This is a genomic window from Belliella alkalica, from assembly GCF_022549785.1.
Lineage (GTDB): Bacteria > Bacteroidota > Bacteroidia > Cytophagales > Cyclobacteriaceae > Belliella > Belliella alkalica.
In genome coordinates, this window is the sequence record NZ_JAKZGO010000016.1 from 21,024 (window position 1) to 34,974 (window position 13,951).

Consider the following 13,951-nt stretch of genomic DNA (forward strand, 5'->3'; position numbering starts at 1 on the left):
GATTTATGAAATTCTAACTAAAGTAGCACCGTATCCGAATCGGTTCTTTTGGGTATCTTGAAAGTACTTAATATTTCCTAATTGGCTTAGATATTTGTGGATTTCTTTTTTAAGAACTCCATTTCCTATTCCATGGATAAATGTGATTTCGTCCATTCCATGTGCAATGGCATAATTAAGATTTCGCTCAAAAGTATCCATTTGGAGTTTCAGCATTTCATTGTTACTAAGAAATTGAAAGTCCTTGGTGAGCTTTTCTATATGTAAGTCAATGCTTTTCTCAGGTTTGGGGAATTTTGTGGTGATTTCGACAGCAGTGTCTTTTTTTAACTCTTCATTGAGCTGCTTGACATCGATATCCTTTGTGTTTTCGGAAAGTTTAAAAATGTAGCCATTTTTATCCAAAACAGGAGCTTTGCCTTTACTTTTGAAGAATGAAGTTGCTTTGAACTTTATTCTTCTTTCAAATGAAGGTTGTGTTCTTTCTATTTTTTGATGAATTGGGAAAAATTGACAAAGTAAAGTAGGCCAATCTTCAAAATCTGAAATGGATTTTTCACCGATCTTCTTACTCCCCTTAGCACTGAGTTCTCCCGAAACTAATGTTCTGCTATTGTCTCCAAACACTTCTGATACCATCATCAGATAATTTCTAGAGCTTGGATTGACCAAGTAGATGCTATGGTCTTTGTCATTGATGGGAAGGTATGCCAGATACACTCCGTCATTTTGGTCTAGATCATTGGACTTGGAAGAAAAACTGGTCGGTTTTTCCTCTTTGATGCCATCACCAAAATATTGTCTTTCTGAAGCAGAAATCACAACTACTTCATTTTTCATTGCGGGAATTCTAAATCCGTCTTCAATTTCGATTTCAATTCTTCCCGCAGTTGAAATTTTGGTAATTACCCCTTCTTCATTGCCGTGAAGCAATCTCACTCTGTCTCCTATATTCATGAATTCAATGCTTTTTTGTATGTTTCTATTGCTCTTTCCCGAGCAAATTTATGGTCAACCATCGGTTTGGGATAGTCATTTGTTCCATATTCAGGAACCCATTTTTTGATGTATTTCAGTTCTTTATCAAACTTTCCTGTTTGTGATTCAGGATTGAAAACCCTGAAATATGGCTGGGCATCTGTACCTGTTCCTGCAGCCCACTGCCAGCCACCATTGTTCGAAGATAGCTCAAAATCCAACAACTTCTTTGCAAAATATGCTTCACCCCATCTCCAATCTATCAAAAGGTGTTTTGTCAAGAAACTGGCGACAATCATTCTCACCCTATTATGCATATATCCGGTGGTGTTTAATTCCCGCATTCCTGCATCCACAATCGGGTAGCCGGTTTTACCATCACACCATTTTTGAAAATCTTCTTCGGAATTTCTCCATGGAATATGGTCGTATTGTGGTTTGAAGGCTTTATCTACGACTTGAGGATTGTGATAAAGTATCATCATGTAAAATTCTCTCCATATCAATTCATTCAGATAAGTGTCATTGAGTTCTGCTGCTTCCAAAGCCAATTTTCGTACGCTTATAGTACCAAATCTCAAATGAATCCCCAATCTGCTTGTGCCATTGATCGCAGGAAAATTTCTTGTTTGATCGTACTTCTGGATCAAAGGCTTGTCAATTTCCAATGCTGGAATTTTTATATCACTTTCCTCAAATCCCATTTCTTTCAAAGTTGGGATAGAAAATGGCTTTGTCTTGAATAAATTATCCTTGAAATCTTCAATAGAAAGGAGTTGAGGTTTAGACTTTTTGAATTTGTCCAACCATATCTTACTGTATGGGGTGAACACTTTGTAATATTCTCCGCTGCCATTCAAGATTTCTTCCTTTTCGAAAATAACCTGGTCTTTGAAGTCCAAAAACTGGATTTTCTTGCTTTTAACGAGGGATTTTATTTTATTATCCCTTTCTTTTGCATAAGGTTCATAATCCCTGTTGGTATATATATTTTGAATATCGTAAGTTTCCATCAACTCCTCATATACTTCTTCCGGAGTTCCATATTTGGCTAAGATATCAGAACCTGATTTTTGTAGTTGTTTTGATAATTTGGATACTTCACTGTGGATAAAAGATAACCTTGCATCTTCTTTGTCCTCTAGCTTATCAAGAATATTTTTGTCAAAAATAAATAGGGGCAATACATTTTTCTCTTGCTCCAAAGCATAATACAAACCTGTATTGTCTTCAAGCCTAAGGTCTCTTCTAAACCAAAATATGCTAATCTTTTTCATAGTTTTACTTTTTGTCTATTCCATTAATAGCTTCTTCGCAAAAAATGTTTATTGGATATTATCATTATACTCTACTTTACCAGTAGATTATAATTCTAGTATTAATGTTTGCTTTAGATCAATATCTATCAATATCTAAAATCAATTAATAACTTGTCCGCCTCTTGTGGATTGAAATGAATAAAAGAGAATTCTCTTCTTAAATCACTGGTGTCATTCCGTATATACATTTTAGATATTATAGAAAGAGGTTATTTATTATCTAATTTCTCTTTTATTTTCTCTTCAAGGTTTTCCAAAGGAATGTTTTTCCAATTTTGTTCATTTTCAAACTGATACCGCAAGAAATCATCGGTATCATTGATCCTCAATTTTTCATTTTTCTTCTTGGTGATTCTTTGAAATAATTCCGTAAAGGTATTGAAAGCTAAATTCTGTGATACAGAAATGCCGTAGGTTGCCACATTTCTTGACAAGGATAGGGAAGTAAATGTGTTGAAATTATTCCTATTGTAGATCCTCAAGCGATACCTTCCATCTTGGGTGAGCAAATACTCTGCCTGCCAATCTCCGGCAATGCTATTAATATCTGCATTTCCCTGCAAATCTGTAAAACCTCCATCTCTTGTCACTCTCAACCTGCCATCCAAAAAGGTGTAAGCTACTCTCAATTGGAATGTTTCGAGGGCACTTTGATCCAACGTTGCCAAGTCAATGTCAACTTCGAGGTTTTGATCCACTTGTGAAATGAAGCTGTTTAATTGTGAGGAAAGCAATTGGCTAAGGTTGGAACTTGCTATATTACTTACCCCGCTAAATTGTCCTTCTGGAGAAAATGACCTCATCATTATTACTGAAAAGACTTGTCTATTCTTTTCTTGTTCGTCATTGGCAATTCTGTTTTTGAAGGCGGATATATAGGTTTGGATATTTCCTTCGGGAAATTCAGTGAAATCAAAATCGAACCCAATATCAGGACTCAAAATATTTCCTTTCAAATCCATGATTACTTTCAGAGGCCATCTTCTCCTTAGCTGTGGATCCTCAAGTTCCGAACCTGTTGTGTTTCCGGTCTGAAGATTTTGAAGTGAGACACTTTCTTGATACGTTGCACGCAGATCCATCACTCCTTCATAAGGATCTCCAAACCAAGATATCCTTCCACCTGGCTGCACTACAAATTCCCTTTTGATAATATTGTATAGAGAAAAATTATATTTAGCTTCTGTAATCTCGTAATTGCCGGACATGGAGAAATTTCCCTGCGTATCAATATTCAATGTCAATACACCACGACCTCTTCCTTGGATATTCTCACCTGTTCTCGGATCTATCTGGATTTCTGTATAAGCATCAGGCGTGACATCCAATACAAAGTTCATTCTCACATTGTTGATCGCTAGCTTTTCTACGGATTCTTCAAAAGACTGAGTTCTGGTAGTGTCTCTGATATTGATAATATTGATAAAATCTTCTTGTGCCTGAATGTTGCTAGAGCCAAAGGGGATAAAAATCCGCGTATTTGGTTGGGATGTCGCACGGGCGTTGATGTCAAGGTTATTGGCAGCCCCAAAAATGTTCAGTGTGCCTGTGACGTAAGCAGAACCATAGAATAGATCATTATCTCTAGCAGAAGTATTCAATACTTGGAAGTTTTCCAAGTTTGAAGAAATGTCCAAGATAAAGTCATTGAAATTATCATGTGAGATTCCACCACGCATTCTGGCAATGTTGCTATTGATATCCTTAAGAAGAAGTTCTCTGAAACTAATCTCATTAGCTCCAAAAACGATGTTGCCATCTATAGTATAAAAGGTGTTGAGGTAGTTGATTTTCAAGGTGCCTCCATTGATTCTTCCGCTACCTATCACTATAGGTTTTGTGATACTGCCGCCTATATCGAGGTCACCGCTTATAGTTCCTCCCATCTGGGTGAGGTAATCAGAGAGAAATGGCTCCAGGATTGATAGGTTTGTCTCTCGCATTTCGGCTTTGAGAGACAATTCTTCATTTTGGTTATTGAGAAACCCATTGAGGCTGATGACTTTTTTTCCTTCTTTGAAATTATTTAGCTCAAGGTTGATCTTATTGTCTGAGAGGTAGGTAGCAGCATCTATATCCCCAACAAGGAAATTATTGATCTCGAAATCATTGATATTCAAATTTCCATTGACTCCAAAAACTCCAAAAAGATCGCTGAAAGCAAACAATCCATTTGCTGTTCCTTCAAATTCTTTGATGCTCAATGTATTGAAGAAATCCATATTGACATCTTTGATTTGAAGTGCCAAAATCTGTTCTGGATCAGGTGATATATTTCCATTCAGGGAAATAAATTGGTTTTCATTGATCAATTTGATATTGTCAAACTCAACCTTGTTATTGGCAATATTTATTTGATTTTCAGGATCAAAACTCCATATTTTATCCAAAATCTTAAGCCTCGAAGGCGCTAAGACTACAGATGTGTGATCAGGGAAAATTTTGATTTCTGAACTTAGATTAAAATAACTCTCTGTGCTCAATTGGTCTTGGTTGTAAGTCAAATCGATTTTTGATTTATCCCAAATAGCTTCTATTCCAAGATTGTTGAATGTCAACCCATTCCCTAAAACCTGCTGTTTCGATAGAATATAAAATGAAGCCAATACCTCTTGGCTGTTTGTTAATTTGGAGGTGTTGAAATCGAGATTTGTGTCAAAAAGGAAATTCCCATTATAATAAATGGAGTCTATACTGGAATAAAAATTAAAAATGGTATTTGTAGGTGTTTGATAAAAAGCCCCTTCAATGATTGTGTTTTTTGAAATAGATGCTTTGGGCTCTACCAAATTTATTATTGGGTTGATGTCAATAAAGTTAAGATTGATATCAATATTGTAAGGTTCAAATTCAAGTTGGTGTTTTGTAAACTGTGGTTGTTTGGAGTTGGTAAGTATAGCCCAATATTGCTTACTCAGTGTTTCTACATCTTGGATCAACTCTTTGACTTTGAATTTTCCTGAAATTCCTGCTACCAAATAGTCAGAATTTAGAGAAACCAACCTTGAATCATCTGTAAATAGGGATTGGAAAAAGAAATTATCAACATACACATTTCGGCCTTCATAACTCAGATTGATATCACTGAACCTTGCGATTCCCTCGATGTCATCCAAAGTCACGCCTTTAGTATCCATATTTACCTTTCCACTCACAAATATTTCTTTGTCAAGTATATTCAATTCTTTAAGGTAAGCCGTGTCAACTTGTACATTAAGTCTAATTGAATCTTTGTTGTCTCTCAAGTCCAAAACCCCATCAAATTTTGCCTTGAGATTCGGGTCATTTACATTTAATTTTCCGCTAAAAAGATCTTTACCATAAGTTGCATTGCTTATGATATTGGAATAATTGTAATTATTAATTCCCACTCTTTTGATATTTGCATCGACTTGTAAAAGTGCACTTTCCAACGTCAGTCCTGTCCCTCTAATTTGACCGGTTAGGCTAACTTTTTGAAAATTTTCCCTGTCCTCCAAAAGAATTCCTAAATCCAAATCTCGCAATTCTACCCTACCATTGTATGTAGGTTGTCTGTTAGAAAGTTTGTAATTCAACCTTCCGATTATTTGGCCTATTCCAGTTCTGAAGTTTCCATTTGCAGTAAAGTTGGTTAGGTAACCAGAAAAGTCAGTGTCAAATCGAATATCTCGAAATTTATCGACCTCGCTTCGTGCCTCTTGACTTATATAGGGGGACAAATCTTCACTGCTCAAGATAGAGTTAAGCAAAGACATTTTGAAAAATGTGTTATTGACATCAGGAAGTCCTTGGATATCAAACTTCCCAAAAAGTGCACTTCGCTGTCCAAACCTTATCAAAAGTTGATCAGAAGCCAAATCATTGACTTGACCAACAATATCACCACTCAGCGTGATCCTATCTTCAAAATTGGGGATTTGATCAGAGAAATACTGTAAATCTTTAATATTCAATCTAGATTCATTCAGTCTTGCTTCGATTTGAACTTCCTCATTGAAGTTTGACAAGGCTCTTACTGACTCAAAGCTGAATTTTAAGTAATCTTTGATTTCAGTTTCATTTGATCTCAAAAACAAATCATCAAACTCCATAAAAGTGGGAGCATAGGTGAATTTTGTTTGCAACTGTTGTATTACAATGCCCGAAGTGATTTCTATGCCTTTTAGGAAATTTGTCTGAAAGCCGATTTCTCCTTCGAAAGTATAAAAGTCATCAGCATCTGCCAATAAGTCCCTAAATCTAAGTTTGTTGTAATCAAAACCGCCCGTCACGGGAATTGCAGCATAGTTGATGATATCAAGTGAGGTTTCTTCCAAAAAGATATTGCCAATACTGAATTTCACATTTGCTTTAGTTGTTTCTGAGCCTGATTTGGGAATCAAGCCGTTGACTTGATTGAAGAACTCTGAAATATTCAGGTTTTCAGCTCCTTCATGACCAATTATTCGAACGTTGCCATTGATTAGTTTGATTTGGTCAAGACTTGGGTTTTCTCTATCCAAAAGTCCTTTTACTGAGAAGTCGATATAGACTTCCTCTAAATTGATCATTAAACTATCCTGCTGATCGTAGATAGTGACATCTTTGAGGCTGACAGCATCCCACCACCGGATTTTTACCTGCTCTATTGATGTATCAAACCCAGTATTTTCAGTAATATAATTGGTAAGTAATCTTGTGACCCGTGTTTGTACAGAAGGGATTTGTAAAGCAAGTACAAAAAGTAACAATCCCAAAATTAGGAAAAGTACTATCCTGAGGAGCATTTTTAAGGCTTTCAGTATTTTTTCCGTAACTTTCGACTTCTTTTCCAAAGGGGTTGTACAATGAATGTAAATATTCTAGCCATAGAATCATCATGTGATGAAACATCGGCTTCTATAATATCAAATGGCAAAATACTTAATAATATTGTCGCCACGCAATCGGTTCACGAAAAATATGGTGGAGTAGTTCCTGAATTGGCCTCCAGAGCACATCAGCAGCATTTAATTCCTGTAGTAAACGAAGCAATTTCGAGTTCTGGTATCAATAAAAATGAATTATCTGCTATTGCATTTACAAAAGGGCCAGGTTTGATGGGCTCTTTGATGGTAGGTGTGTCTTTCGCCAAGTCATTTGCATATGCTTTGGGTATTCCCTTGATTGCGATCAATCACATGGAAGCGCATATCTTGGCACATTTTATTGATGAGCCAAAACCAAATTTTCCCTTCATTTGCTTGACTGTGAGTGGGGGGCATACACAACTTGTACTGGTGCGTGATCACCTAGATATGGAAGTAGTTGGGGAAACTATGGATGATGCAGTAGGAGAGGCTTTTGACAAAACTGCCAAACTGATGGGCTTGCCTTATCCTGGAGGGCCGATTTTGGATAAATATGCCAAAGAAGGTAATCCAACTGCATTTCAATTTCCAATATCAGACATGCCAGGACTTACCTTTTCTTTTAGTGGAATAAAAACAGCTGTTCTTTATTTCTTGAGAGATAATTTGAAAGAAAACCCAAAATTTGTGGAAGAAAATTTGGCTGATATTTGTGCTTCGATTCAACATACTTTGATCAAAACACTGATGCAAAAGCTAAAAAAAGCTGCCAAACAGTATAAAATAAAAGAAATCGCTATTGCTGGAGGAGTTTCTGCAAATTCAGGTTTGAGAAAAGAATTGGAAAACCTATCCAATCAATATGGATGGCAAGTCTATATTCCAAAATTCGAATATTGCACCGACAATGCCGCAATGATCGCAATGGCTGCACATTACAAATATCAAAAAAGTGAATTCTGTGGATTTGATGTCAGCCCAGAGGCTAGGATGAAGATATAGGGGTTTGTTTGAGGATGTTTTATATAAGAAATCAAAGATATACGGAACTTTGCTTCTAACTAAAGAAAGGCCTGATTTAGCTTAAATCCGATAATAATCGATATTTGATTCTCCTAGTTATTGAACTAAAGCGAGCAATCAAACCATAGATTGAAGCTGCTAGCAAAGAAGCTTGTATCATATAAAATGTATAAAAAATGGAATTAACCAACGAGTATAAATCGTAGTTAAGTACCTTGAAAAATAAAGTTAAAATATCGCAACTAAAGGCTGCAGTTTAAGTAAATGCTGAATTGATTGCTTTTAATGGGATTTGCCGAAGAATAAGAGCAAGAATTGAATAAATTGGAAGGTTAATAAAAAAACTTTCAATTCTAGCTCAATTAAAGGAAGGGATTTGGCCTAATTCATGCACATTGAGATTATCAGAAGAAAGACCAAAATTTAATTGTTTTGAATTCTTCTAAATAAAATACTAAACCAAATATGAACAAAAAATTAAAGTTTGATAAAATCATCAACATCAAAAATAAGAAAGCAAGCCATGAATTTGAGTTTGTAGAGAAATTTGTTGCTGGATTGGTCTTACGAGGTACTGAAATCAAGTCAATCAGAGAAGGTAAGGTGTCTCTGACGGAGGCTTATTGTTTTTTTAGAAGTGGCGAACTTTTCATCAGACAAATGCATATAGCACCATATATCATGGCTGCTAGCTATAATCATGACGCAGTAAGAGAGCGTAAACTTTTGCTTAGCAAAAAAGAACTTGATAAATTAGAAACCAAATTTGCGGAGAAAGGACTTTCTATAATTCCTGTTCGTATATTTATCAACGACAAGGGTTTAGCAAAAATGGAAATTGCTTTGGGTAGAGGTAAAAAACTTCATGACAAAAGGCAAGATATCAAAGAAAAAGATCTTAAAAGAGAACTTAGTAAACTGGCTTATTAAACATTTCAATTCGACAGCATGTTTTTTAGTCAGTTTAGAATAATTGACTGATTATGGAAAAGCGTGTGTTGGTATTGAATTTAGACCATTCTCCAGTAGCGGTAGTCACGGCTCAAAAAGCCATGACCCTTATTTTTTTGGAAAAAGTTAGTTGTTTGTCTTTTTATGATTCCTTTTCCATTCGGACTGTAGATCGTATTTTTCGCTATCCTGCCGTCATTAGACTCAATGAATACAAAAATATCCCATTCAAAGGCGTCTTGTTGAATAGAAATAATCTTTTCAAACGTGATGGGGGAGAATGCCAATACTGCGGATCGAAGAAGAACTTAACCATAGACCACGTAGTGCCTCGATCCAAAGGAGGAAAAACCAATTGGTATAATCTTATCACAGCCTGCCATAGATGTAATGTGATCAAAGGAGACAAAACTCCCGAACAAACCGGCTTAGTATTGAGAACCCAACCCTTCAAACCAAGCCTATCTTTTTTCTTGGCAGAGTATGCTGAAAGAAAAGCAGAGGAATGGCTTCCTTTTTTAGGAGTAAAAGCGTTTTGATAGACCTGTTTGGAATGGTTATTGACTTCAAAGCAAGAAAAAAATCAAAGCCTTGTTCAAAAATTCAGATATATTTCAATTAAGTTCAAAAGTAGTCCTAGGTTTTATTCTGGCTTCACTTTTGGTACTTACTGTAAGTGTAGTCACTTACATCAGTATCAAGAATCTACTGGAAACAGTAGAGAATCTTTCCGAACCGAATGAGAAGTTAAGACAACTTAATGGTCTCATGGCCGATGTCTATTTGTTGGACATGTCCAAAGCCAATAGAACTTCCGACAAAGACTCAGTTTTCAATGAGGCTTACGACAGGTTGGTCAAGCGATTGGCATCGCTAAAAGAGTCCGCTGATCATGATTCTGAGATAGAAAGTTTCGAGAAGATCAACATCAATATTCAAGAATTGCTGGTTTCCTATGCCGGGCTGGAGGAAGTGAGGTATAGACTTACCAATAGGAATTTTAGCGAGCAAGCACTCAAAAGCATAGAAATAAAACTTCAAAGACAAGAGCAGTCTTCAAAAATGGACTTTTTGGATAAGATCAAGAGAAGAGATCTTTTTGGTAACTTGGATAGTCTAAAGAAGGTGAGAGATGTCAACACAGATTTTGATACTAGTGAAGAATGGTCGCAGTTAGTAGAAGAGATCGAAGCTTCCATTCAATCAAAAAGTGGAGATAAAAACTCAAAAAAATCGGAATCAGACTCAATTCTAGTAGCAATGAAAAAGCTAATGACCGATCTATATAAAGATGAACAACAGCTCAGGGATAATTTTGTCAACTTAGAAGCGAATTTGCAATTAAAAAATGCCGAGGTTTTTTCAGAAATCCAGAATCTTATCAGCAATATACAAATGAACCTGCTTGTAGAATCAAGGTCCCAAAATGAATCTGCCTATAGTTTAACCTATACTGTTTCTATAGTTTTGGGAGGTTTGGTGTTTTTGGGCGTGATAGGTTCACTTGGATTTGTTTTTAGTATACTGAAAGAAGTAAAAAAAGCAAAAACCTACAACGAGAAATTAGAGGAAGCCAAAAAGTACTCTGAAAATCTAGCCAAGGCCAAACAGGATTTTTTGGCTAATATGAGTCATGAAATAAGAAATCCGCTTCATGCTATCCAAGGTTTCCAAAAAGAATTGGAAAAATCTAATTTAAACACAGATCAGCAGGATTTTATAAAGATGATTGGCTTTGCTTCCAAGACACTTATGGGGGTAGTCAATGATATTTTGGACTTCTCCAAATTGGAAGCAGGAAAAATTGAAATTGAGAGCAAAGCCTTTGATGGAAGGAAATTGTTTTTGGCGATCAAAAGTTTTTTTAGTTTCAAGGCTGAGGAAAAAAATATAGATTTCAATTGGAATATAGATTTACCAAAGGATAAGTGGATAGTTGGGGATGAGCTTAGGATCAATCAGATTTTGAATAATTTAATTTCAAACGCCATTAAATTCACATCCGAAGGATCTGTAAATGTTAATCTTAGTATTCACGATGAAAAGCTTTCTATTCTGGTAGAAGATACAGGGATAGGAATGGGAGAGGATCAGATAGAAAATGTATTCAATGAATTCAATCAAGGTGACTCTTCGATTACAAGAAGATTTGGAGGTACTGGGTTGGGTCTTTCCATAGTCAAAAAGTTAGTAGATCTTCAATCAGGGGAAATAAAGGTAGAAAGCGAACTTCAAAAAGGTACAAGAATTGAAATTCTGTTGCCTGTTCAATTTGAAGAAGCATCTGAAATAGAGATGTTGGAAGAATCCACACATAAATATTCCCTGGAAGGGATTAAAATCTTGGTGGTAGATGATGATAAAATCGGTCTCAAGCTTATCAAATTGATATTGGAAGGGAATGGTGCTGAAGTTTTGGTGTACAATGGAGGAGTTGAATTTAGAGATAATTATAAGTCTTGGCCTTTTGATTTGGCATTTATTGATATTCAGATGCCTGAAGTAAGTGGGGTACAAGTCTTGGATTTGATCAAAAATAGATTCAAAATTAATGACTCCAAAATACTTGCAATGACTGCAAATGTCTTTGCCAATGAGCAAAAAGAAATAATCAATTCTGGGTTTGATGCCATATTGCTCAAGCCATTTGATGAGGATAAAATCATTGATCGAGTAGGTGAGATTTTGAAATTGAAGAAGGTTTTAAAGAAGAACACACAACAAAATAGTAAAACTGAATCAACTGTGACAATCGATTTGACTGATTTGAAGAGATTTTGTATGGGTGATGAAGAATTGCTCTCAGAGGTGATTTCTGATTATTTGGAAAGTACTGCAAAAGATATCACAAATCTAAAATCAGCCTGTCAGAGCGAGGATTACGCACAAATCAGGGAAATTACCCACCAACTATCGAGCAGGCTAGGTCAGATTAAAGCAGATGCCTCTGGACGTGCAAAGGACATAGAAGTAGCCATCAAAGATGGAAATGTGGAAAATGTTATTGAGAAGGTAGAGGAACTAATACCACAGATTCAAAAGGTTTTGGCAAAACTGGAAGAATCATTGGAAACTTCAAGTTGATTTATTCCAATCCGTATTTGTTTATCTTGTTGTAGAGAGTTTTTCTGTCAATCCCAAGGATCTTAGCAGCTTTAGATTTATTGTATTTGACTTCTATCAAAGTCTTTTCTATCAAATCCCTTTCTTGAGAGGCTATATCTCCTTTGTTATCAATTTCAATTTCTTCTTCGACTTTCTCAATTTTCTCAAAGTTTTTCAATTCGTCGGGAATTACATCAGATTGAATTGAGTCAGTTTGGCTCAAAAGAACAGCCCTTCGGATAATATTCTTCATCTCCCTCAAATTCCCAGGCCAGGAGTATTGGTTGAAAATAGCGATGACCTCATCTGAGAACCCTTGAATACTTTTGTTTAATCTAAGATTGCTTCCATGTAAAAATTGATTTGCAAAAACCATCAAATCTTCTTTTCTATCTCTAAGCGGAAGTGCTGTCAAAGAAAATTCATTTAATCTGTGGTATAAGTCTTCCCTGAATTTACCGTCACTTGACTGTTCTATTAATGTCTCATTCGTAGCAGCAATGATCCGTACATCTATTTCTATCTCTTGAGTTCCCCCAATTCTCCTTATTTTCCGCTCTTGGATTGCCCGCAATAATTTGATTTGGATGTCATATTCCAAATTTCCGATTTCGTCCAAAAAAATAGTACCTCCTTTAGCAGTTTCAAAATGTCCAACTCTACTGTCAGAGGCTCCAGTAAATGCTCCTTTCACATGTCCAAACAATTCACTTCCAGCCAACTCTTTTGACAAAGCTCCGCAATCAATGGCAATAAATGGATGTTCGCTTCTATTCGATTTTTGATGGATTCTTTTGGAAATATATTCCTTCCCTGTGCCCGTTTCTCCAAGTACGATCACACTCAGTTCTGTAGGTGCTACCAGATTGATATGTTGCTCAATTTTTTTTGCTTCAAGGCTATTCCCAATAATATAATCGTCGATGATTATTGTCTTTTTTGTCTTGTCTTTAGGTGATTCTTTTTCCTCACCGCTCAAAGCTTCTCTGACTGTAACAAGCAACTCATCTGGATTTATTGGTTTGGTTATATATTCGAAAGCTCCCATTTTCATGGCTTTCACAGCGATTCTTATATCAGAATAGTTTGTGATTAAGATTACTTCCGAACCTTTGACCTGCTCTTTCACTTTCTTAAGAACCTGAAGACCCGTTCCGTCAGGCAATCTAAAATCAGTGATGACAAGATGGATGTCATTGGTTCTTAAATTATAATCAACATCAATCAGTTTTGTACAAGAGAAAACCTTAAAATCATTCTTCTCCAAAAAGTTTTGAATAATTCTGGAATAAGTCAGGTCGTCTTCGACAAGTAATATGTTTTTCATTTAAAAGCGCTAAATTATCATACAAGCTAACAAAAAAATAAAGGTATTGGAAAAAATCCAATACCTTATATTCAATACCAATTAAAAAAATTGATATTATTTGCTGGTGGTTTCTTTGATTTCTTTACCGTCGGCGTCATATTTTTTTACCCACTCCTCACCGGCTTTGTCAAATTTCACTTTGAAGTAGATGGCTCCTTCTTCATTGGTGTTTTTCCATGCTTCAGTGATGGTAAGGTTGGCTGTCTCAGTATCTTGTGCAATTGTCTCTTTTACAAGAACAGGCAGATTCTCAGGGTCAACTTTCACTTTTTCTTGCTCTTGGGCAGTGATTTGAATTGCTTCCTTCTCAGCAATATTTGTGTTAGCAAATACTGGTGCTGATGCCATTCCTAAGAATAATAATGCGGGAATAATAAATTGAGTTTTCATTGTTT

General features: G+C 35.8%; 9 protein-coding genes. 4 read left to right on the forward strand and 5 right to left on the reverse strand.

Annotated features, from left to right (window positions below):
* Nucleotides 1–3: 3 nt before the first annotated feature.
* From MM213_RS16150 to MM213_RS16160, 3 genes are all read right to left on the reverse strand, one after another.
* Entirely contained in the window at nucleotides 4–957 is a 954-nt protein-coding gene (locus tag MM213_RS16150) for a Smr/MutS family protein (protein WP_241413908.1), read from the reverse strand.
* Nucleotides 954–2,255 (reverse strand): cryptochrome/photolyase family protein, encoded by a 1,302-nt coding sequence (locus tag MM213_RS16155; protein WP_241413909.1) that lies wholly within the window; start codon nucleotides 2,253–2,255, stop codon nucleotides 954–956. Before MM213_RS16155 ends, MM213_RS16150 begins: the two co-directional genes overlap by 4 nt.
* A gap of 251 nt (nucleotides 2,256–2,506) precedes the next feature.
* A complete protein-coding gene (locus MM213_RS16160) occupies nucleotides 2,507–7,045 on the reverse strand; it encodes a translocation/assembly module TamB domain-containing protein (protein WP_241413911.1) in 4,539 nt (1,512 codons plus the stop codon).
* A gap of 60 nt (nucleotides 7,046–7,105) precedes the next feature.
* Here MM213_RS16160 and tsaD point away from each other — a divergent pair, with 60 nt between their 5' ends.
* The 4 genes from tsaD (at nucleotide 7,106) to MM213_RS16180 (ending at nucleotide 12,166) form a co-directional block, all read left to right on the forward strand.
* Nucleotides 7,106–8,110 carry a tRNA (adenosine(37)-N6)-threonylcarbamoyltransferase complex transferase subunit TsaD gene (gene tsaD / locus MM213_RS16165; RefSeq protein WP_241413913.1) on the forward strand — a complete coding sequence of 335 codons (1,005 nt, stop codon included), beginning with the start codon at nucleotides 7,106–7,108 and terminating at the stop codon, nucleotides 8,108–8,110.
* Nucleotides 8,111–8,596: 486 nt separating this feature from the next.
* Nucleotides 8,597–9,061 (forward strand): SsrA-binding protein, encoded by a 465-nt coding sequence (gene smpB / locus MM213_RS16170; RefSeq protein ID WP_241275875.1) that lies wholly within the window; start codon nucleotides 8,597–8,599, stop codon nucleotides 9,059–9,061.
* A gap of 53 nt (nucleotides 9,062–9,114) precedes the next feature.
* Entirely contained in the window at nucleotides 9,115–9,621 is a 507-nt protein-coding gene (locus MM213_RS16175; protein WP_241413914.1) for an HNH endonuclease, read from the forward strand.
* 52 nt (nucleotides 9,622–9,673) lie between these two features.
* Nucleotides 9,674–12,166, forward strand: a complete 2,493-nt coding sequence (locus MM213_RS16180; RefSeq protein ID WP_241413915.1) for an ATP-binding protein — start codon at nucleotides 9,674–9,676, stop codon at nucleotides 12,164–12,166.
* Between the two features lies 1 nt (nucleotide 12,167).
* Here the strand turns inward: MM213_RS16180 and MM213_RS16185 are convergent, their stop codons facing one another.
* Both MM213_RS16185 and MM213_RS16190 read right to left on the reverse strand, forming a co-directional pair.
* On the reverse strand, nucleotides 12,168–13,514 hold the full coding sequence (locus MM213_RS16185; RefSeq protein ID WP_241413916.1) for a sigma-54-dependent transcriptional regulator: 1,347 nt from the start codon (nucleotides 13,512–13,514) through the stop codon (nucleotides 12,168–12,170).
* Nucleotides 13,515–13,610: 96 nt separating this feature from the next.
* Nucleotides 13,611–13,946 (reverse strand): hypothetical protein, encoded by a 336-nt coding sequence (locus MM213_RS16190; RefSeq protein WP_241413918.1) that lies wholly within the window; start codon nucleotides 13,944–13,946, stop codon nucleotides 13,611–13,613.
* Nucleotides 13,947–13,951 lie beyond the last annotated feature (5 nt).